Origin of the sequence: Rheinheimera faecalis, from assembly GCF_021290965.1 — a bacterium.
GTDB classification, from domain to species: Bacteria; Pseudomonadota; Gammaproteobacteria; order Enterobacterales; family Alteromonadaceae; genus Pararheinheimera; species Pararheinheimera faecalis.
On record NZ_JAJOYT010000005.1, the window covers coordinates 213,939 to 234,095 of the forward strand.

General features: G+C 46.7%; 20 protein-coding genes. 10 read left to right on the forward strand and 10 right to left on the reverse strand.

What is annotated here, in order from left to right; translation table 11 throughout:
* The first annotated feature begins 354 nt into the window (after positions 1-354).
* Genes LSG34_RS20855 through LSG34_RS11195 form a run of 4 tightly spaced genes read left to right on the forward strand, consistent with a single transcriptional unit; the run spans position 355 to position 3,444 of the window.
* Positions 355-1,200, forward strand: coding sequence for a tetratricopeptide repeat protein (locus tag LSG34_RS20855; protein WP_233009181.1), 846 nt, complete (start codon positions 355-357; stop codon positions 1,198-1,200).
* A 23-nt stretch (positions 1,201-1,223) separates the two neighbouring features.
* Complete coding sequence (locus LSG34_RS11185) at positions 1,224-1,826, forward strand: S1 family peptidase (RefSeq protein ID WP_233009182.1); 603 nt, start codon at positions 1,224-1,226, stop codon at positions 1,824-1,826.
* 41 nt (positions 1,827-1,867) lie between these two features.
* A complete protein-coding gene (locus LSG34_RS11190; RefSeq protein WP_233009183.1) occupies positions 1,868-2,476 on the forward strand; it encodes a hypothetical protein in 609 nt (202 codons plus the stop codon).
* Positions 2,467-3,444 (forward strand): FHA domain-containing protein, encoded by a 978-nt coding sequence (locus tag LSG34_RS11195; RefSeq protein WP_233009184.1) that lies wholly within the window; start codon positions 2,467-2,469, stop codon positions 3,442-3,444. The genes LSG34_RS11190 and LSG34_RS11195 overlap by 10 nt, the downstream gene beginning before the upstream one ends.
* Before the next feature lie 31 nt (positions 3,445-3,475).
* Here the strand turns inward: LSG34_RS11195 and LSG34_RS11200 are convergent, their stop codons facing one another.
* Positions 3,476-3,859 (reverse strand): response regulator, encoded by a 384-nt coding sequence (locus LSG34_RS11200; protein WP_233009185.1) that lies wholly within the window; start codon positions 3,857-3,859, stop codon positions 3,476-3,478.
* Between the two features lie 213 nt (positions 3,860-4,072).
* Here LSG34_RS11200 and LSG34_RS11205 point away from each other — a divergent pair, with 213 nt between their 5' ends.
* Positions 4,073-5,236, forward strand: coding sequence for a methyltransferase (locus LSG34_RS11205; RefSeq protein ID WP_233009186.1), 1,164 nt, complete (start codon positions 4,073-4,075; stop codon positions 5,234-5,236).
* Here LSG34_RS11205 and LSG34_RS11210 read toward each other — a convergent pair.
* From LSG34_RS11210 to speA, 4 genes are all read right to left on the reverse strand, one after another.
* Entirely contained in the window at positions 5,233-6,438 is a 1,206-nt protein-coding gene (locus LSG34_RS11210; RefSeq protein WP_233009187.1) for a mechanosensitive ion channel family protein, read from the reverse strand. The genes LSG34_RS11205 and LSG34_RS11210 overlap by 4 nt on opposite strands.
* Entirely contained in the window at positions 6,432-7,355 is a 924-nt protein-coding gene (locus LSG34_RS11215; protein ID WP_233009188.1) for an acyltransferase, read from the reverse strand. The genes LSG34_RS11210 and LSG34_RS11215 overlap by 7 nt, the downstream gene beginning before the upstream one ends.
* Positions 7,355-8,248, reverse strand: coding sequence for an acyltransferase (locus LSG34_RS11220; protein ID WP_233009189.1), 894 nt, complete (start codon positions 8,246-8,248; stop codon positions 7,355-7,357). The genes LSG34_RS11215 and LSG34_RS11220 overlap by 1 nt, the downstream gene beginning before the upstream one ends.
* A 203-nt stretch (positions 8,249-8,451) precedes the next feature.
* Positions 8,452-10,338 carry a biosynthetic arginine decarboxylase gene (gene speA, locus LSG34_RS11225; protein WP_233009190.1) on the reverse strand — a complete coding sequence of 629 codons (1,887 nt, stop codon included), beginning with the start codon at positions 10,336-10,338 and terminating at the stop codon, positions 8,452-8,454.
* Positions 10,339-10,463: 125 nt separating this feature from the next.
* On the opposite strand from speA, the gene speE reads away from it, so the two are divergent.
* A complete protein-coding gene (speE, locus tag LSG34_RS11230) occupies positions 10,464-11,321 on the forward strand; it encodes a polyamine aminopropyltransferase (protein ID WP_233009191.1) in 858 nt (285 codons plus the stop codon).
* Positions 11,322-11,351: 30 nt separating this feature from the next.
* Here the strand turns inward: speE and LSG34_RS11235 are convergent, their stop codons facing one another.
* The 3 genes from LSG34_RS11235 to LSG34_RS11245 form a co-directional block, all read right to left on the reverse strand.
* The gene (locus LSG34_RS11235) at positions 11,352-12,200 is read right to left on the reverse strand and encodes an EamA family transporter (protein WP_233009192.1); all 849 of its coding nucleotides are present in this window, start codon (positions 12,198-12,200) and stop codon (positions 11,352-11,354) included.
* 279 nt (positions 12,201-12,479) lie between these two features.
* On the reverse strand, positions 12,480-13,130 hold the full coding sequence (locus LSG34_RS11240; protein WP_233009193.1) for an OmpA family protein: 651 nt from the start codon (positions 13,128-13,130) through the stop codon (positions 12,480-12,482).
* 204 nt (positions 13,131-13,334) lie between these two features.
* Positions 13,335-13,910, reverse strand: coding sequence for a gamma-glutamylcyclotransferase (locus LSG34_RS11245; RefSeq protein WP_233009194.1), 576 nt, complete (start codon positions 13,908-13,910; stop codon positions 13,335-13,337).
* Between the two features lie 262 nt (positions 13,911-14,172).
* On the opposite strand from LSG34_RS11245, the gene proB reads away from it, so the two are divergent.
* From proB to LSG34_RS11260, 3 genes are all read left to right on the forward strand, one after another.
* Entirely contained in the window at positions 14,173-15,291 is a 1,119-nt protein-coding gene (proB, locus tag LSG34_RS11250) for a glutamate 5-kinase (RefSeq protein ID WP_233009195.1), read from the forward strand.
* 2 nt (positions 15,292-15,293) lie between these two features.
* On the forward strand, positions 15,294-16,544 hold the full coding sequence (locus tag LSG34_RS11255) for a glutamate-5-semialdehyde dehydrogenase (RefSeq protein ID WP_233009196.1): 1,251 nt from the start codon (positions 15,294-15,296) through the stop codon (positions 16,542-16,544).
* A 66-nt stretch (positions 16,545-16,610) separates the two neighbouring features.
* Complete coding sequence (locus LSG34_RS11260; RefSeq protein ID WP_233009197.1) at positions 16,611-17,087, forward strand: hypothetical protein; 477 nt, start codon at positions 16,611-16,613, stop codon at positions 17,085-17,087.
* Here the strand turns inward: LSG34_RS11260 and LSG34_RS11265 are convergent.
* Entirely contained in the window at positions 17,084-17,329 is a 246-nt protein-coding gene (locus LSG34_RS11265) for a DUF1272 domain-containing protein (protein ID WP_233009198.1), read from the reverse strand. The genes LSG34_RS11260 and LSG34_RS11265 overlap by 4 nt on opposite strands.
* A gap of 194 nt (positions 17,330-17,523) precedes the next feature.
* Here LSG34_RS11265 and LSG34_RS11270 point away from each other — a divergent pair, with 194 nt between their 5' ends.
* Positions 17,524-18,609, forward strand: coding sequence for a glycerol-3-phosphate dehydrogenase/oxidase (locus tag LSG34_RS11270; RefSeq protein ID WP_233009199.1), 1,086 nt, complete (start codon positions 17,524-17,526; stop codon positions 18,607-18,609).
* Here LSG34_RS11270 and argA read toward each other — a convergent pair.
* On the reverse strand, positions 18,604-19,923 hold the full coding sequence (gene argA / locus LSG34_RS11275) for an amino-acid N-acetyltransferase (protein ID WP_233009200.1): 1,320 nt from the start codon (positions 19,921-19,923) through the stop codon (positions 18,604-18,606). The two genes, LSG34_RS11270 and argA, sit on opposite strands and share 6 nt — an antisense overlap.
* Positions 19,924-20,157: the final 234 nt, after the last annotated feature.

Here is a 20,157-nt window from a genome sequence, read left to right on the forward strand (position 1 = left end):
CTGACCAAAAAAAGTCTCACTGCAGCAGCGCTCAGATGCATTGGTCTGGAGGCCGATTACTATTGAAGACGGCGAACGCTAAATCCTCGGGAAATATGTGCACTCACATGTTGATAGTCACTTGATAGCTAATGGCTTAAACGACATTTAAAGCGGTTTCGCCGCTGGCGAGATACTTTCTTTTGCTTCGCCAAAAGAAAGTATCCAAAGAAAAGGCTAAACGCTTTTAAAGGCTGCATACGGTTATATGAACAATGCTCTCCCCGACTTGCAAATCTAAGGTCCCGGCCACATAGTGGTTCAAAGCATTCCATAAAACCGGAGCTGTCCGGTTTGAATAAAAATAGGTGAGTTGTGTCCGCTAATATCAAGCCCGTTACTATAGAAAATGTTCGTGAACTGTTAGAGCTGTCTTTTGCCCAGCCTGTGCTGTTTTATTTTTATTCAGAGCGCAGCCCGGCTTGCTTAAATTTAGGCCCTGTTTTGCAGCGTATTGCCCAAAATTATCCGGATGCGCTGACGCTGGCCGTGGTGGATTGTGATCAGGAACAGCAACTTGCAGCCCATTTTGGTGTGCGTTCAGTGCCTACAGTACTCTTTATTAAAGAAGGTCAGCCGGTGGATGGTTTTGCCGGTGAAGAACCTGAACAGGCTATTTTGCAGCGTTTAAGCGTATTCTTACCTAAGCCTGAAGATCAGTTGTTGCAGCAGGCCATGCCTTTGCTGGAGCAGCAAAACTGGACTGAAGCTTATCCATTGCTAAAACAAGCCAACGAACTGGCCGTTGATCGGGTCGATATCCTCTTACAACTGGCCTTGGTGCAAGTGGAGCTGGGTCAGTTAGAGGCTGCCGAAAAAGCATTAGCGACTATATTGATGGCCGATCAGGATGCGCTGTATCAAAGTGTCAAAGCGCGTTTAGAGTTAGCGCAACAAGCGGCCGACAGCCCTGAAGTGAAAGCGCTGGAACAGGCTTTAGTCACAGACCCTGATAACAAAGAACTGCAACAACAGCTGGCCGTGCAGTACCATCAGGTGCAACGTTCTGCCGAGGCTTTGGCCTTGCTGTTTGAAATATTGAAGCAGGATCTGAACTTTGGCGAGGCGAAAAAGCTCTATCTGGATATTCTGGCCACTTTACCAAAAGGTGAGCCTTTAGCGTCCAGCTACAGACGTAAACTCTATAGCCTGTTGTATTAATTCCTGATTTGAAAGGATCCCCTATGCTGCAAAAAACATGGACCAGCTTGTTGTTGCTGGTTCTGTGCTGTTGCTCAGCCCCTGGTTACAGCGCTGCTGTAGCTGAAAAAGTATTTGCCGATTACGCCGATGCTTTGTTGCAAATTAAAGTGCTGGAGCATGCTTCAGGCGCTAAGTCAGCCATAGGCAGTGGTTTTTTACTGGCCGAACCTAATCTGGTGGTGACCAACTACCATGTAGTGTCTGAAGCCGTGTTATTTCCGCAAAAATACCAGCTGGAGTTTCTGGCGCAAAATCAGCAAAAGGGCAAACTTGAGATAGTGGCTGTGGATGTGGTCAACGATTTGGCTTTGCTAAAAACCGACTATAAGGCAGCCAAGAGTTTTCAGTTGCAACAGCAGGCACCAGTGCAAGGGGCCGCAGTGTATTCGCTGGGAAATCCTCATGATTTAGGTTTAATAGTAGTGCCTGGTACCTACAACGGCCTGCAAAAACACAGCTTTTACCCTCGTATTCATTTTACCGGCGCTATTAACAGCGGCATGAGTGGTGGCCCTGCAGTAAATGAGGCGGGTGAGGTGATAGGTGTCAATGTGGCATCAGCCGGCAATGATTTGGGTTTTTAGTACCAGCAGCAGCCTTACAAAAGCTACTGGCGAAACAGCCTGTGGCTGATATCAAACAAGATATTCATCAGCAACTGATCAGTAATCAACAGGCTATGTTTCGGCAAATTCTGCAGGCAGACTGGCAGCTGAAAAACTTTGGTCCTGCCACAGTGCCGGACGAAATAGTGCCTTTTATTCGCAGCTGGGGCACGTCCAACGTGGAAAAAGACAAAGACGATGTCAAAAGAGTGAATGCCTTTTGTAATCAGCCGGAAGAAATATTTTTGTCGTCAGAATTCAGCACAGGCCGCATTGAAATGCAGTTTGAATGGCTTCAGGCCAAAGACTTACACCCACTGCAGTTTTTCCGCCGTTATCAGCACAGCATTAATCAGATGAATGCCGACAACAGTGCGGGTGAAGAGGATGTGACTGCTTATTCCTGCCAGAATCAACTGGTGAGTCCGGTGGAAGGTCAGCATGCCAAGGCAGTGTTTTGTTTAAGAGCCTATCGTAATTATCCGCAACTTTTTGATGTGGCTTATATTTCTGCTTCTTTAGACCATCAGCAACAAGGCGTGATCAGCCACTTCACCTTAGCAGGTGTTGATCAAAAAATGGCCTTAGAGTTCAGCCGCAAGTTTATTGGAGCTGTGGTATGGCAGTAATAGTCGAAGTACTGAATAAGCAGCAAAAAGTCACAGAACGGCATAAGTTTTTACAGCAACAAGTGCGCTTAGGCCGGGCTTTTGATAACGATGTGATTTTGTTTAATAAACATGTTTGCCCTTATCACGCCAAGCTGCAACAGGACGAAGAAGGCCATTGGTGGCTGGAAGATTTAAGTTCAGTCAATGGCAGTTTTGTTTTGGATCGAAAAGCTGTAGTGGCGAAAGAGCCGCTACGCTCTGGCGAAATCTGCTGGCTGGGTGAGCAGGCCTTGCGGTTGTATGACGATGCACATCCTGTTGCTGAAACTATGCCTTTCAGTGTGGCAGCCCAGCGGTTACAGGCGATGGGGCATTGGGCTTTCATTCTGCTTTTTGCGTTGATATTAGCGGCTGATCAGGTCATAGATATCTGGTTAACTTTACCAAAACAGCTGGATCATTTATGGACAGTGCGGTTGCTGGAATTACCAAAAACCTTGCTGATGTTTTGTATCTGGCCCGCTATTCTGGCGCTCTGGAGTAGATTTAATCAGCAGGAAAGTCATTTTCTGCCTCAGTTAAGCCTGACCTATGCGGCGCTGGCAAGTAGTTCAGTCTGGGGCGCCTTTTGTTATTGGCTGGGTTTTAATCTGGATGGTTCTGCTGTTGCACAGCTGCTCGAAGTGCTTGGGTATAGTTTGATCTTAGCTGCTATGTTTAGTGGCAATTTATGGCTGGCGACTCACTGGTCCATCAAGGCTCAAACCTCTGTTGCTGTGGCTGTTGCTTTATTGGCTACCTCAGGCCAGTGGGCAGCTTTACTGACTCCTCCTTCGCCTTTTGATCGAAGCTTGCAGTACGATTCACGTTTATTACCTCTGCCTTTTTATCTGGGGCAAGGCAAAGATATGCAGCAGTACGAGCAGGACTTACAAAAGTTATTTGAGCAGGTTGAACAGAAGCGGCAGGACACTGAGCAAGATTAACAAAGGGCCGAAGGGCCCTTTGTTATTTAGCTTATTGCAGTTTCTGCCAGATTTCGCGAATTTGATCCGACAAAGTCATAGGGTCAAAAGGTTTCACCACTACATCGGCAGCGCCTAAGGCTTTGTAAGATTCAATTTCATTAGCCTGCACTTTAGCTGTCATAAACACCACAGGAATGGCGCTTAAGTCAAAATCCGACTGCATTTTTTTTAAGGTACTGGGACCGTCCATACCTGGCATCATCACATCCAGTAAAATCAGTTGAGGTTGAAAAGCGTGAAAACCTTTTAAAGCCTCTTCACCGCCACTACAGGTTTCGACGGTAAAACCACCTACTACTTCTAATGCGACTTTAGCCACGGCCTGAATGGATGGATCGTCTTCCACATGCATAATACGTTTGAGTTCTGTCACCTGAATGTCTCTTTGTTCGGGTCATGATCTATGCGATTGAGTGTGCATTATTTTTAGCCTTGATGCCAGTTGAAGTCTGATCATGCTAAACAAAAAACTAAGGGACAGCCAAAACCGCTTTTGTAGTTTGCAGTGGTATAGTAGCGACACATTTTCTAGTTACAGATATTTTATCCGCTTATGCCCCAGCTTCTGTCTGAACAGTTTTTACACTTGGATTTGTTGCTCACTCAGTACCAGCAGTTCTGGCGCTTCAGCCCTTTTCATTTCACTGTTTTGCCCTGGGCTGATACAACAATAGGCCAGAATTTACTGCAGATCAGCGCTGCAGAAATAGAACGACTGGATCAGGATGAAGTGCATCGGCGCAGCTATTTTTCTGAATTTTTTCCTGAGCTAAATCAGTTCAGTCCTTTTGACCTTGCAACACCTGACAGCAAAAAAACAACGCAAACCGAACTGCCATTCTGGTTTAGCCGTGATATTAAAGGCCGTAAACTAGAACAAATTCAGGCTTTTGCGACAGAGATGCAACAAAGCGATTTGCCTGTACTGGAATGGTGTGCCGGCAAAGGTCATTTAGGACGCTGGCTCTGTTTTAGTCAGCAGCGAGAGGTATGCAGCCTGGAATGGCAAGAGGCACTTTGTGTGGAGGGCCAACAACAGGCAAAGAAACTGCAGCTGGCACAGCATTTTATTCAGGCGGATGTGTTATCTGAAAGTACTTCAAAGCACTTCAACACAGCGCAGCAGGTTGTGGCTTTGCATGCCTGTGGTGATTTGCATATCCGCTTGCTACAACTGGCAAGCCGTGTCGGCACAAAGCAACTGGACATAGTGCCTTGTTGTTATCATTTAATTGCCACTGAGCAGTATCTGGCGTTATCGACGCAAGCGCAGCAAAGTACTTTGGGCCAGTTAAGCCGTGACGAGCTCAAGCTGGCAGTGCAGGCTCAGGTCACAGCAGGAGATCGGGTGACACGCTTGCGTCACATCGAAGTGATGTGGCGTCTGGCCTATCAGGAGTTGTATCAGGACTTGCAAAGTCAAACGCACTACCGACCTTTGTCTTCAGTACCTAAACATTGGTTTAGTGGTGAGTTCAGTGCTTTTGCAAACTGGGCCGCAGAGCAACATCAATGGCAAATTCCGGCTGATACAGACTGGGACCATTATCTGCAACTCGGGCAACAACGGCATCTGTTAGTACAAAAAATGCAGCTGGTGCGATCCTTGTTCCGTCCTTTATTGGAACAATGGTTGGTGCTGGACAGAGCCTTGTTTTTGCAACAACAAGGCTATCAGGTGCAGGTTAAGCAATTCTGCGACTATCAACTGACCCCTCGTAATCTGATGATTAGCGCCAGCAAAAGTTAAAGTTCCTGCTGTCTGCCACCTATCCGCTGGAAAGTACTTAAGGTAAAAAGCGGTAAAGTCGCAAATAAGGTTTCGAAAATTTCGGCCTGAATTTGCTCATAGTTGGCCCAGACTTTATCTGAGCTAAAGCAATACACTTCCAGCGGTAAACCTACCTCGTTAGATTCCAGCTGACGCACCATCAAAGTCATGTCCTGATTGATATTTGGGTTCTGCTGCAACAACCACTGGGTGTAATGGCGAAACAGCTTCAGGTTGGTCAGGTGTGGTTGCTGTAACAAGTCCTTCGCTTCTTGTGTCGCAAAAAATGGCTGCAGTACTGGTTGCTCCAACAGTTGTTGTATTTCCGCTTCGTCCAGAAAACCTATGCTGTGGATATCAATTTTGATGGCTCTTTTAATACGGCGGCCACCGGATTGTTGCATACCACGCCAGTTTTTAAAGGAGTCGGAAATCAGCGCATAAGTGGGGATAGTGGTGATGGTATTGTCCCAGTTCTGCACTTTAACAGTGGTAAGCGCCACTTCGGTCACGGCACCATCTGCGCCGTATTTCGGCATTTCAATCCAGTCGCCGCGGTTTACCATGTTATTGGTGGCTAACTGAATACTGGCGACTAAACCTAAAATCGTATCTTTAAAGACTAACAACAACACTGCAGTCAAAGCACCTAAACCGCTGAGTAAATAGACCGGAGATTTGTCCAGCAGCATGCTTAAGATCAGTATGCCTACGACGATGAAGTCGAGTAATTTCAGAATTTGCGCCAGCCCGAGATAAGGCACATTACTTTGACGGTCGACAGCGCTATAAATGGCAGCAGCAAAATTAATCAGCGCAGCAAAAGCCATACCTGCAAAACAATAGAGGTAAATCCAAAGGCCAAGATGCACAGCCGACATAAAATCTGGCCAATGCAGGAAAAACTTTTCGGCTGAGCTAATCAGTACCACCGCAGGCAGCAAATGCGCAACATGGCTGGCCAGTTGCAAACGTTCTCTTTCTGTTTGATGTTCTAATTCACCATCCACTTTATCCAGCAGATGAGCTATAACAGGCATCAGATAGCGGCGAGCCAGCGCAAAAAGCAGGCATAACAAGACCAAAGCCAATACGAGCCGGATGGCTAACATCAGCAAATGTTCTGGTGGTAACGTCTGGCCAAAATAACTGGCCGCTTGTTGTAAATACTGATCTAACACAAGGCGTTTTCCGAAGTGGATGGTTCTGGTTGATGATAAGCCGCAATAGCCTGATCTTTTTTCAGCCAGCGCTGATTTAGCCAGTTCTGAAAGGTGATTCTGAACGCTTCGTCGTTAAAATAATCGCCAATAATTTCATCATCCACCGGCAGAATCTCAACCAGGACGACCACACGTTTTAAACGGCCACAAAGCATATCTAAAGCCACATGGCCTGGGTTGTCAGGGTAAAGAATGGTGATATCCAATACCGAATGAAACTGCTGGCCCATACTGGCGAGAGTAAAGGCTATACCACCGGCTTTGGGCGGCAATAAATGCCGGAATGGACTACGTTTTTGCTTATGTTTTTCTGTGGTAAAACGCGAGCCTTCAACAAAGTTAATAATGGTGGTTGGAGTATTTTTAAACTTTTCGCAGGAGGCGCGGGTAGTTTCTATGTCTTTGCCTTTAAGCGCGGGGTTCTTCGCGACTTGTGCCTGGCTGTAGCGCTTCATAAAAGGCATATCCAAAGCCCAGGATCCTGAACCAATAAAAGGCACCCATTTTAGTTCTTCTTTTAAAAAGAACTTAGGTTCAGGAATACGATTTAACGCAAACTGGCTTAACACCGGAATATCCAGCCAGCTTTTATGGTTGGAAATCAGTAGATACCAGCTGTCTTTTTTCAGTTCAGCCACGCCGCTGACCTGCCATTCGACTTTGTTAAACAGCTCCATTAATAGCTTGTTGTAACGCGACCAGCCGCGATAACACCAGTGTGCAGGTTTAGACCAGAATGCTCTGGCTGTTGCGCTTGGAGACAACAATTTGGCCAGACCAATCAATGTGACCAGCGTGCCCCACAACGCCAGATTGCAGCTAAACAAAAAAAACGCTAAAGGGGCTTTGAGTACTACAGGCAACCAATACAGCATTAGCTCCGCTCTCCTTGTTTCAGCTCTGTTAATAACAAATCTTTATCTAACCAGAGTTGATTGACCCAGGCCTGAAATCTTTGTTTAAACACCGGATCTTCATAATCCCCAATCAGATTTGGATCTATAGGCAATACCCGCACCCGTACTTTAATATCCTGCACCTTGCCGGAAATGTAATCCCAGAAAGTAGGGATTTCTTTAGGGTAACAAATGGTCACATCCAGCAGTTTATGCAAATGTTCACCCATGGCGTTCAGCACAAAAGAAATGCCGCCAGCTTTAGGTTTGAGCAAGTGGGTAAAAGGCGATTGTTGTTTATCATGTTTGTGTTGAGTAAAGCGGGTGCCTTCAAGGAAATTCATCACAGACACTGGTTTGTAGCGAAACTTTTCGCAGGCTTTACGGGTCGTGGCTATATCAGTGCCTTTGAGTTCAGGTTTTTCTGCCAGCTGTTTAGCGGTTAAACGCTGCATAAAAGGAAAATCCAGTGCCCACCAGCACAAGCCAATTACTGGCACATAAATCAGTTCTTTTTTCAGGAAAAACTTTAAAAAGGGTGCTTTGTGGTTAAAGACTTTTTGCAGTACCAGAATATCAACCCAGGACTGATGGTTCGCCATCACCAGATACCAGTCTTTGACGCTTAAATTATCTATGCCTTTGATATCCCAACGGATGCGGGTAAAGGTTCGGCTGGTTAAGTTATTTAATGTGATCCAGCTGGTAGCACAGAAGTCGAGTAAATAGGTGATCCAGGTTTGCCAGATTTTTACCGGAGGCAACTTCACTATGGCCAGGATCAGAATAGGGGTGGCCCAAAAAATAGTGTTGATAAAGTACAGCAGAAAAGAAAGCGAGCCACGTATTGGGGCTGGTAAAAAATGCAGCATTCAGTCACCACTTAGTTTTACCCTTCTTACTTAAAACTGCAGCTTTGTTGACCGCGCTCTCTCGCCCCAATCACATAGTGACCTATGCTCATGGGGTCTCGTGGCTTGTCGCCGCGCTGCAGCTTCAATTAATTTGGGTAATGGTTATAAAGGAAAAGCAGGCGGGCCTGCTTTTCTCTCATCCGATCAGTGGCAAGTTTACCTTAATCTTCGAAGTAGGTGTAACCATAAACCCCGGATTTCAGTTCATCTAAATAAGACGCCTGCATTTCAGGGGTAAAGTCCATCCGTGCTAATTGCTTCTGATAAGAGGCAAGCAGCTTCTTCGCGTCAAACTGTACATAACGTAAAACGTCAGCCACTGTGTCGCCTTTAATCGCATTGGTCAGACGGTAACCGCCTTCGTCATCCAGTTCAACATGGACTGAGTCTGTATCACCAAACAGGTTGTGTAAGTCGCCCAGAATTTCCTGGTAAGCACCGACCATAAACATACCCAGCAGGAACTGCGAATCTTCTTTGTACGAAGGCAGCGGCAGGCTGGATTCAATACCGTTACCGTCGGCATAACTTTTCAGTACGCCGTCTGAGTCACAGGTAATGTCCTGAATAATAGCGCGGTGTTCCAGTGACTCATCCATACGTTCCAGTGGCATGACTGGGAATAACTGGTCAATACCCCAGGCATCCGGCATAGACTGGAACAAAGAGAAGTTTACAAATAGCTTGTCGGCTAATTTCTCGTTTAACTCATCGTGAATATCACGGTGTGAACGCGAGGATAAATCCAGTTTGTTTTTCACTTTATTGATGGTGGCAAAGTAAATTTGCTCCAGCAAAGACCAGTCTTTTAACGTCAGCAAACCATGCACATATTGAGCATGAGCATCGGTAAAATAATGCACTGCATCGTGATAGGCTTCTACCGCTGTACGTGGCGTCACGTTTTTATACGAATCCCACAAGGCCCAAATCACGGCTGGTGAGTCTTCGCTTGGTTCCGGCATATTCACTAAGCCTGGTGCGCGTTCTACGTCAATAGCATCAGTAATTAACACAGCGTGGTGTGCAGTCATAGCACGGCCAGACTCAGTGATAATGTTCGGATGTGGTAAGTCGTATTCGTCACAGACTTCTTTTAAGCCGTACACCACGTTGCGGGCGTATTCCAGCATGGTGTAGTTCATCGAGCAGGCAGAACGTGAGTTCGAACCTTCGTAGTCCACACCTAAACCACCACCTACGTCAACCGTAGTGATAGGCACACCTAAAGTGCGCAGTTCAGCGTAGTGACGGGCGCACTCACGAATCGCATTGTGAATATCACGGATATTGGCAATCTGAGAGCCGATATGGAAATGCACTAACTGCAACAAGTCCAGTTTGCCGGCGTCACGCAGAATGTCGATAGCTTGCAGCACTTGAGTGGCGGTTAAACCAAACTTGCCTTTTTCACCACCGGTGTTTTGCCATTTACCTTTACCGACCGAGTTCAGCTTGATACGGATACCAATCATAGGCGCCTGGCCTAAGCTGTCGATTTCACGGATTAAGGTTTTTAATTCAGTGATTTTCTCAACCACCACATACACCTGATGGCCCATCATCTGGCCAATAGTGGCTAAACGCAGGAACTCAGAATCTTTGTAGCCGTTACAAACAATACGCAAAGGTTTGTCGGTGACGCCTAAAATAGCCATCAGCTCAGGTTTAGAACCTGCTTCTAAACCTACTTTACCGCTGTCATGGCTCACCAGCTTTTTCACTACAGAAAATTGCTGGTTTACTTTGATAGGGTAAACGGCAGTGTATTCGCCTTTGTACTCACGCTCTTTTTTCGCCTGAGCAAAAGAATTAATTAAGGTGCCAACACGGTGCTGCAGAATATCGGTAAAACGTACCAATACGGGCAGGGTTAAGCCTTCCTCTTTAAAACGGGCAGTCAGCTCCGGGAAATTAATTCCGGGTTTTTTATGGTCTTGATCCGGATAAGCTACCAGGTCGCCATTGTTGTTAACATCAAAATAGCCTTCACTCCAGACTGCTACGTTATATATGGATCGTGCTTTTTCGATACCCCAATCTGCCATTGTCGTGCCCTTAAAAAAATGATGCGCTATTTTAAAGCCAATGCAGTGAAAAAAACATGAAAAGTTTGTCTCATATTGCCCTGACTGGCAAAATACCCAGCTTAGTTGATTTTCAGGAGATAAGTATGTCGGGCGACAACAAATGGTTCACCGAAATTTTTGCGGCCAGTGGTAGTGCTTTTGGTTTGGCCATCACCAAAAAACTGGATGAGGTGCAGTCGCCTTTTCAACATATCGAAATGTTTGAGACCACTCATTTTGGTAATCTGATGGTGATTGACGGCGTGATTATGTTGAGCAGCCGTGACAATTTCCTTTATCACGAAATGTTAAGCCACCCAGTGTTGTTTACTCACCCGGCGCCAAAACAGGTGGTGATTATTGGTGGTGGTGACTGCGGTACTTTGCGTGAAGTATTAAAACACCCGGATATCGAACAAGTCACTCAAATTGATATCGACGAACAAGTGACCCGCATGGCGGAAAAATACTTTCCTGAACTCTGTGCATCCAATGACGACCCACGCGCGACGTTAAAATTTGCCGACGGTATTCAGTTTATGCGTGATGCTGAACCAGAATCTTTGGACGTAGTGATCGTTGACTCCACCGACCCTATAGGCCCGGGTGAAGGTTTATTTAACAGAGCATTCTATGAAAGCTGCTTAAAAGCACTGCGCCCAGGTGGCATTTTAGTGCAACAAAGCGAGTCGCCTCTTATTCATATGCCGCTACTCAAAGCCATGCGTGATGCTATGTCAGACGCTGGTTTTGCTGATTTACAAAGCCTGTTGTTCCCACAGATGGTGTATCCATCCGGTTGGTGGACTTGTACTTTAGCCCGCAAAGATGCCAAATTTGACGGCTTCCGTGTTGAGGCTGCACAAAACCCTGCCTTTGAAACCCAGTACTACAATGCGGAAGTGCATCAGGCCGCCATGGCTTTGCCTAACTTTGTAAAGAAGGCCTTTGCAGAAAAGTGATGAAGTTGCGGGCGGCTCTAAAGGCCGCCCCTACACATCTTCCTGCCGGCTTGCCCAGCCTAAACTGGCTAAAATTAATACTGAACCTGCGGATAAAGTCCACCAGTTGACGTTTTGTTGCCAGAATACAAAGTTCACTACTAAACCCGCTGGTATCAATACATTGTTCATCACTGCTAACTGATTGGCATTCACTTGCCGGGCTCCGGCATTCCATAGCCAATAGCCTAAACCAGAAGCAACTAATCCGAGCCAGATTAAAATGCCGTAGTCCAGAGTGGTAGTGGGCATTTTGTTCCAGTCGGCAAATAAAGCTGTCGCCAATAAGCTGGTGAGAGTGGCACCAACAAAAAACCAACCGAAGTTATAACGTTGTGAGCCTGTTGAACCCAAATCCAACTGGCGATAAGCCACCTGACCAAAAGCAAAACATAAGTTGGCCGCTTGGATCAGCAATAAACCCCACCAGAAATCTGCGCTTAAGTTTTGATAGCGAATGACTAAAGCACCCAAAATAGCCAGCAGGGCAGGGCCTAACCAGCGCAAATGCAGCTTTTTATAACGCCAGAAGTAATCCAGTATTGAGATATAGGCAGGGGTCAGAATAGTAAATAGCAGCACTTCGGCCACACTCAAATACAGGAAACTGTGATACAGCAGCAGATACATCAGTCCCAACTGAATAGCACCAATGGCGGCAAGGACCACAGCCTGAGCTTTAGAGCTGGTGCTTTTTAATAACCAGGGCAGGAATAACACTAAGGCCAACAGCATACGGCTACTGACCGCCAAATAAGGGTCGACCCGGCCAGACAAAAATTCGCCAATCAGGGAAAAACTAAAAGCCCAAATCAGCGTAACTAACCACAATAAACCCATAAAAAAACTCCGGTGTGCTGGTACTGCAATAGATGCAGCGGCAGCATAGCCGGAGTTTTACGCTTTTAAAAGCTTTACACTTTTAAACGCTTTAGCCTAAGCCATTGATGTTACTGCTCGGTCAACAAAGCTGTGGCTTCAAGGCGACGGCAATAGCCTAAGTCATTGGTGTTGCAGTGAGGCGACAAGCTCTCGAAACCCCAGGAACATAGTTAACCTATGTGACTGGGGTGAGAGGGCGCAGTCAACAAAACTGCGGCGACAAGGACGACGGGTATTTTATTCAGTGATGGCTTCGATATGAATCTCAACGCGGCGGTTCATCGCTCTGTTGCTTTCAGAATTGTTTGGTACAGCCGGGTAACTTGGGCCTAAACCCTGAGTTTCAATACGGATTGGGTTTAAACGCTGCGCCACTAAATAATCTTTTACGCTTTCAGCACGTTTTTTTGACAGCTGCATATTGTAATCATAAGCACCTGTATCGTCGGTGTGACCGCTTATGACCAGCATAGTTTTATCGTATTCACCCAGTACTTTAGCCACATCATTCAGCACCGGATACAGCTGAGGCTGGATAGATGACTGATTCACAGCAAAGGTAATTTGTGATGGAATTTCTAAACGTAAAATATCGCCGTCACGGTGCACTTTGACACCAGTGCCAGATAACTGATCACGCAAAGCCATTTCCTGATGGTCCATATAACGACCCACAGCAGCGCCTGCTAAAGCGCCAATAGCTGCACCAATAGCCAGCCTTTTGTTTTTATGATTGCCTGTTGCTTTACCCAGCACAGCACCTACACCAGCACCAATGGCTGCGCCTTTGGCGGTGTTCTGGTTTTCCGGTGCGATATTCATACTGGCACAACCGGATAAAACTAAGGTGCTGCATAAGGCAACTAAACCTAACTGTTTGGCTATCATGCGAAATCTCCTGAATTATTGTGACGCGATTGTACCTCAGTTGAACTGAATTAGCGCTGAACTAAAAACATTGCCCTGGTCAATGTTTAACAACGCAGAGCCTTGGCTCTTTAGGGAGATCGCCATGTATGGCGGTGAATAAAGCTGAAGAGAGCCAAAGTAAGAGGCGCTACCCAGTATTCTGGTGAAGGAATGGTGCAGCGATTAGGTTCGTTTTAATACCTTTAACAGTTCACGTTCAATCGCAAACACATGTTCGTCTTGCTCATTCATATCGCGCAGCGCCTGTGCCAGCTGAAGCAGGTATTCACTATTGGGACCACTTGGACCGCAGCTGCGTGCTATATGCGCGGCTATAGCTGCGTCTGTGTCCGGGCCCAAATAAGCCTCATTGTCTGCGCTGGCTAAATACACAACCCCTTGCACTTCACCTGTTTCATTCAGCCAGTGTAGTGGGGTAAATATACGCAAATAACCATTTTTTTCACGATGGTCCAAATGTTCAAAGGTCGTTGGTGTTACTTGATAAGCCATGCCGGCGCAACGTGCTCCAGCTGCTTCAATCAGGGTTAACACCCTTCCAGGCGCCTCAGGCGTACCACGATGATCATGTGAGCCTTGCCAAAAGCGGCGTTCCCAACCATAAATGCAGGCTGGTTTAGCGGCCAAATAGTCAAAGTCAGTTTTATAAATCAGTGAGCCGTAACCAAACAGCCAGACCGAGTCGAGGTGATCCAGTGGCTGGCGCTGTTGGTTCAGTGAAATAGTGTTGTGCGACATCAGGCTCTGCTTAGGACAAAAAAGTAATGCATTGTGGGTCAGATTTTACCGAAATACCTGTGAACTAAGCTATCTGACTTTTGGTTTGAGTGGAGGTAAAGCCTATTGTCAATCTGATACTCAGCCGGCTGAAGTTCAGGTGCTATGCAAGACACTTTTAAACGGCCTGTTAAAGTCGCGGCTCGCCCAATAGCAAGACGGCTATAGACATATATACGTCTAAACCAGTATGCTCGGGTGGTTAAAAAATAACTGGAGATAAATGGGTTTTATGGCTGGGTTAAAGTGGCGACGTCTGGTGCTTAAAGTGGGCAGTGCCCTGATTGCACCGGAAGCAAAAGGTTGCTCCACCCGTTATTTGCTGGCGATCGCTGGGTTTATCAGCGAATGCAGGCAACAAGGGGTTGAAGTGGTATTGGTCTCTTCAGGTAGTGTGGCTGCAGGCCGTGCTGCTATCCCCTTTGCCCATCACCCCTTACCCATTAACGTTAAACAAGCTATGGCGGCCGTTGGCCAAACCCGCATGATGCAAAGCTGGCGTAACTTGCTGGATTTTGACTGTGCGCAAATTTTGCTGACACATGACGATTTACAGCACCGTAGCCGCTATTTAAATATCCACAATACGCTGCGTACTTTGTTGGATCATGGTGTTCTGCCTATAGTGAACGAAAACGACACTGTGGCCACTGCAGAACTTAAAGTGGGTGATAACGACAATCTGGCTGCTTTGGTGGCTACTGTTGTGGATGCCGATGCCTTGATTATTTGCTCAGATGTCGATGGTTTATATACAGCTAATCCACGTTCTGACAGCAATGCGCTGCTTATTCCTGAAGTACATCAAATCACAGCGGATATTTATGCCATGGCCGGCGGCAGTCATCATGCCATTGGCACAGGTGGCATGACCACCAAGTTGCAGGCGGCCAGTAAAGCGACGTCGCAAGGCATTGATACCTTAATTATTAACGGCCAGAAATCTGATAGCTTCGCAGCACTCCTGGCTGGTAAAGCCTGCGGCACGCTGTTTCATAAACAGCAGGAAAGGTTAAGCGCGAAAAAACACTGGTTGCTGCACAGTTTAAAAACCCGTGGCGAGCTGCAGCTCGATAGCGGCGCTGTGCAGGCGTTATTGCATAAAGGTGCCTCTTTGCTGCCAAAGGGCATCAGCAGCATCAGCGGTGATTTTGATAAAGGTGACGCTATTTGGTTGTGTGACCAAGCCGGTAAACAGCTAGCCAAAGGCATCAGTCAATACAGTGTGGCTGAGCTTGGTAAAATCCGTGGCGTACATAGTCAGCAGATTGAAAGTATTTTGGGTTATTGCCCAAGCGAAGTGGTGGTGCACCGCGACGATTTAGCTTTGGTAGAGGGCTGAGCATGACTAGTGTGAATATTAAAGCCATTTGCCAGCAAGCTAAAATCGCGGCCTTACAACTGGCGCAGTTATCTGAAGCTGATAAAAATCAGTTACTGCTGGCAATGGCTGATCAGTTAGAAGCCGATACCGCTTTGATTTTGGCTGGCAATGCCAAAGATATGGCGGCAGGGCGCGAGAAACAGTTAGCAGAGGCTATGCTGGACCGCCTGCTTTTGACCGAAGAGCGGATTAAAACCTTAGCCAATGCAGTACGTTATATCGCAGCTTTACCAGACCCTGTAGGCCAAATCCGCCAGATGGCACCAAGGCCTAATGGTATTCAGGTGGGTAAAATGCGTATTCCGCTTGGCGTCATAGCGATGATTTACGAAGCCAGGCCTAATGTCACAGCAGATGCTGGTGCTTTGTGTTTAAAGTCCGGTAATGCGGTGATTTTACGCGGTGGCCGTGAAGCTCTGCAGTCCAGCCTGGCTATTGCAGCCTCTTTGCATAAAGCCATGGCGCAGCAGGGGATTGATCCGGCAGCTATAAGTGTGATCTCGGATCCAGACCGTGCTTTATTGCTGGAGCTACTGCAGCAAAAGGACAGTGTTGATTTAGTGATACCACGAGGCGGCGAAGGTTTAATTCATTTTGTCAGCGACAACAGTAAAATTCCGGTGATTCAACACTACAAAGGTGTCTGTCATCTGTACGTGGATAAAGAGGCAGACCTTGAGAAGGCAATCGCTTTACTTATAAATGGTAAAGTCCAAAGACCCAGTGCCTGTAATTCGCTGGAAACCTTGCTGGTGCATCAGGCGGTAGCCCCTGAATTTTTGCGCTTGGCTGCAGCTGCATTGGCGCCACATCAGGTTGAAGTGTTTGCCTGCGAGCAATCGGCTGCCTATTTCACTAATGCCGTGGTCGCACAACCCCAACAGTTCGATACCGAATATCTGCGTTTGGCGATTTCACTTAAAATAGTAGCCAGCTACGATGATGCCATTGTACATATCCAACAGCACAGCTCCAATCATACCGAGGTGATTTGCACTCAGGACATCAGCACAGCACAGCGTTTTTTAAAGCAAATTAACAGTGCAGTTGTGATGGTGAATGCGTCCTCACGATTCAGCGATGGTGGCGAGCTGGGGTTAGGGGCTGAAATTGGTATTTCTACCTCCAAGTTGCACGCCTACGGCCCTATGGGACTGGAATCTTTGACCACAGAGAAATACATAGTGATAGGCGACGGTCAAACCCGCTAAAGCTGATTAAAGTTTATTTAGCTGGTGCCGATAATAGAGTGATTCTCTATTTTCGGTGCAAAGCTGATGTTAAAAATGGACTTAAATCAGATGCTCAATCTGAGCATTCAAAATGTAGTGCCTGCAGCAACGCAGGCAGCCCCTGTTTCGGATGACAACACCTCAGCTTCGGAAAAAGACAGCAGTAAAGCTCCTGTTGGTATTCATGTGGATCTATCGCCACTTGGATTACAAAAATCCAAAAAAGCGGAAAGAGATAAAGATATAGACGAAAGTGAATTGCCTGACAACGTCAAACAGGCGCTGAAAGCTATTCGTGATAAGCAGGAAGAGCTGGAGAAAAAACAACAAGAGCTGCAACAACTGATGAGTAACAGTTCTATGACACCTGAAGAAAAACAGGAAAAGGTAAAGGCGCTACAAGCAGAAGTCAGTAGTTTAAGTCGGGGTTTAGTGGATTCTAAAAATAATTTAGTCAGCTCAATGCAGGATCAGGGCTTAACTGAACAGCAAATTCAAACCGCCATGGCGCTGATGAACTAAGGTGCTGTTTTTGTTTTGCAATCAGGTTTAAACACCCGTGCCGCTGAAGGCGGGTTGGCTGCTAATTTAGCTGCCGGGCGTATAGGCCGTCTGACTAATTCTCCGCCGCAGTTTGGACAGATCCCTGCCAGTTGCTGCATGCACTCCGGACAAAAGGTGCATTCAAAAGAGCAGATAAAAGCCTGATCTGCTGGTGCTAAATCGGCATCACAACACTCACAGTTCGGTCTGAGTTCTAACATCAGTATCTCCTTTGGTTCGCTTCAACATATTTCAACAGAGACACCTTCAGCTGTCTGCCAGAATTCAGGCCAAATCATGGTGCTTATCAGCCAGCCAGAACCAGCAAAGTAGTCCGGCAAAGCAGTCAGACAAAGCAATTCGACAAAGCTGGCTGATTCTGCTTTGATAGATCAAAGACTTAATGGATTAGCATATGAAAATAGCTGTCATAGGTGGTGGTATTAATGGCTTGTCATCTGCCTGGCAATTAGCGTTGGCTGGCCATCAGGTGACCTTGTTTGAACGAGATGAGCTGATGCAGGCGACCAGCAAATCCTCCTCTAAATTACTGCATGGTGGTTTACGTTATCTGGAACAGGGCGAGTTTCGTCTGGTGCATGAAGCCTTGCAGGAAAGACGTTGGTGGCTGAAAAAAGCACCGCACTTAACCAAAAGATTACCGCTGTTGTATCCCATCTATCAAAATGGCCAAAGGCCAGGCTGGCAAATCAAAATTGGCTTGTGGCTTTATGACTTACTGAGCGGAAAAAAAGGCATAGGTCGACATCGCTGGTTAACAGCAGAGCAGACAAAACGTTGCTCGCCACAACTAAAAACTGATGGTTTAACAGGGGCTTATTTATTTTTTGATGGCCAGATGGACGACAGAAAGCTCGGGCTTTGGGTGGCAGAACAGGCCATCAAAGCCGGTGTGCAAATTCACCAGCATTGCCCGGTAACGCAAATTACGGCCACTGGTGGGGTTTTTGCGGCCAACAGTTCGGACTGGCAAGTTTTTGATCTGGTGGTGAATGTGGCTGGGCCCTGGAGTAATCAGCTATTGGAACAATCAGAGCTGCCGTTGCAACAAGCTTTGGATTTGGTGCGTGGCAGTCATTTGCTGGTGCCTGCTATCAGCCGTTATGGACATATGCTGGAAGTGCCGGGGGAGCGCCGTATTGTCTTTGTATTGCCTTATCAGGGTAAAACTTTAGTGGGCACCACTGAGGTACGGCAAAGTTTGGCAGAGCCAATAGAATGCAGTGACGCAGAGCAGGCCTACTTACTAAAGCTATATAACTACTATTTCGATAGTCAACTTAGTGAAGCTGATGTAGAGAGTAAGTTTGCCGGAGTCCGGCCTTTATTGGGTGGTAGCGACAGTGCCAGCACCGCCAGTCGGGAGTATGCACTAAATTGGCAGCAGCAGTTGCTGACTGTATCCGGAGGGAAATGGACCACCGCCAGGGCCTTAGCCCGGACTGTGGTAGAACAAATACAACAGAAAAAAGCTTTATAAATCCAGGGCCAAAATTTTAGAGCGGCGTTGGTAGTTATACAGCTGTTGTTTTTTCTCTGGTAAATCCTGCACTGTCACCAGCTCAAAGCCGTGCTCCTGGAACCAGTGAATGCTGCGGGTGGTCAGCGCAAATAAGCGGTAATACTTACGTTGGCGAGCCAGCTGAATAATATTTTTCAGCAAGGCGCTGCCACGGTCGGCATCACGGTATTGTTCATGCACAGCTAAACAGGCAAATTCACCGACGTTCTCTTCCGGGAAGGGATAAAGCGCGGCACAGCCAATAATTAAACCATCACGTTCAATCACCACAAACTGGTCTATTTCCATTTCCAGCTGTTCACGCGAACGACGCACTAATAAACCTTGTTGCTCCAGCGGACGGATCAAATCCAGAATACCGCCTATGTCGGTAATGCTGGCGGCACGCAAACGTTCAGCTGCCTCGGTAACTATCTGAGTACCAATACCATCACGGGAGAATAATTCCTGCAGCATAGCGCCATTGTCGCCATAACTGACTAAGTGACAACGCGAAACGCCAGAGCGACAGGCGGTAATAGCGGCATGCAAAAAGGCGACTGTTGCTGTGCATACATCTTCCTTTTGTTCCATTTGCCACATTAAATGTTCAGCGTAATTTGGCATTAACTCAGCGGTAATATCGCCATCTTCACCAACAATACCGCCAGCTTCGTTAAAGCCGATGATTTTTTCAGCTTTGAGTTTTATTGCGACTTGAGTAGCAATTTCTTCGGCTGTCAGGTTAAAACTTTCGCCTGTCACAGAAGCTGCCACTGGGCCCATTAATACGATGCCGTTGTTATCCAACTGGCGGCGAATACCCTGCACATCAATTCGACGCACGCGGCCGCTGTGCAAGTAGTCGATGCCATCGTCCACACCCAAAGGCTGAGCTATAACAAAGTTACCGCTCACCACGTTGATTTGAGCATTATGCATTGGCGTATTACTTAAGCTCATCGACAAACGGGCGGTAATATCCAACTGCAACGCGCCTGCGACTTGTTTGATCACATGGAAGGAATCATCGTCTGTCACCCGGATACGGTTATGGTAATCGCAATTTAAACCGGCTTTTTCCAGCGCCTTATTAATTTGGGGGCGGGCGCCATACACCAGCACTATCTTAATGCCGAGGGTATTCAGCAAGGCTATATCATTAATAATGCTGCGAAAGCCGGGCTGATCTATGGCTTCACCACCAAGCATCACCACAAAGGTTTTGCCACGGTGAGAGTTCACATAAGGGGCGGACTGACGAAAGCCATCAACAAGTTCTGTAGTGCGCACTATGGTTTTGTTTCCTTCTGGCAAAAACAAAATAAGACTAAGGCTGTCTTGTGACAGGAATACGACAGCGGCTTAAGCATAGCAAAGGAATGCAAAAGCCATAGCTGGCGCAGTATAGACAGCACAAATGAGCGCGCACTTTAAACAATTTTGGATAAATAACCAACAGTTAATTTAACTGGATTTGGTATTTTTAATAAAGTTGTTTTTTATCATGTATTTATGTTTTTTCAT

What these genes read in the sequence shown, in the direction of transcription:
- LSG34_RS11185 (WP_233009182.1), top strand. Translation starts at nt 1,224, where the DNA reads ATGCTGCAAAAAACATGGACCAGCTTGTTGTTGCTGGTTCTGTGCTGT.
- LSG34_RS11195 (WP_233009184.1), top strand. Translation starts at nt 2,467, where the DNA reads ATGGCAGTAATAGTCGAAGTACTGAATAAGCAGCAAAAAGTCACAGAA.
- LSG34_RS11215 (WP_233009188.1), bottom strand. Translation starts at nt 7,355, where the DNA reads ATGCTGTATTGGTTGCCTGTAGTACTCAAAGCCCCTTTAGCGTTTTTT.
- LSG34_RS11220 (WP_233009189.1), bottom strand. Translation starts at nt 8,248, where the DNA reads ATGCTGCATTTTTTACCAGCCCCAATACGTGGCTCGCTTTCTTTTCTG.
- speA (WP_233009190.1), bottom strand. Translation starts at nt 10,338, where the DNA reads ATGGCAGATTGGGGTATCGAAAAAGCACGATCCATATATAACGTAGCA.
- speE (WP_233009191.1), top strand. Translation starts at nt 10,464, where the DNA reads ATGTCGGGCGACAACAAATGGTTCACCGAAATTTTTGCGGCCAGTGGT.
- LSG34_RS11235 (WP_233009192.1), bottom strand. Translation starts at nt 12,200, where the DNA reads ATGGGTTTATTGTGGTTAGTTACGCTGATTTGGGCTTTTAGTTTTTCC.
- LSG34_RS11240 (WP_233009193.1), bottom strand. Translation starts at nt 13,130, where the DNA reads ATGATAGCCAAACAGTTAGGTTTAGTTGCCTTATGCAGCACCTTAGTT.
- LSG34_RS11245 (WP_233009194.1), bottom strand. Translation starts at nt 13,910, where the DNA reads ATGTCGCACAACACTATTTCACTGAACCAACAGCGCCAGCCACTGGAT.
- proB (WP_233009195.1), top strand. Translation starts at nt 14,173, where the DNA reads ATGGGTTTTATGGCTGGGTTAAAGTGGCGACGTCTGGTGCTTAAAGTG.
- LSG34_RS11255 (WP_233009196.1), top strand. Translation starts at nt 15,294, where the DNA reads ATGACTAGTGTGAATATTAAAGCCATTTGCCAGCAAGCTAAAATCGCG.
- LSG34_RS11260 (WP_233009197.1), top strand. Translation starts at nt 16,611, where the DNA reads ATGTTAAAAATGGACTTAAATCAGATGCTCAATCTGAGCATTCAAAAT.
- LSG34_RS11265 (WP_233009198.1), bottom strand. Translation starts at nt 17,329, where the DNA reads ATGTTAGAACTCAGACCGAACTGTGAGTGTTGTGATGCCGATTTAGCA.
- LSG34_RS11270 (WP_233009199.1), top strand. Translation starts at nt 17,524, where the DNA reads ATGAAAATAGCTGTCATAGGTGGTGGTATTAATGGCTTGTCATCTGCC.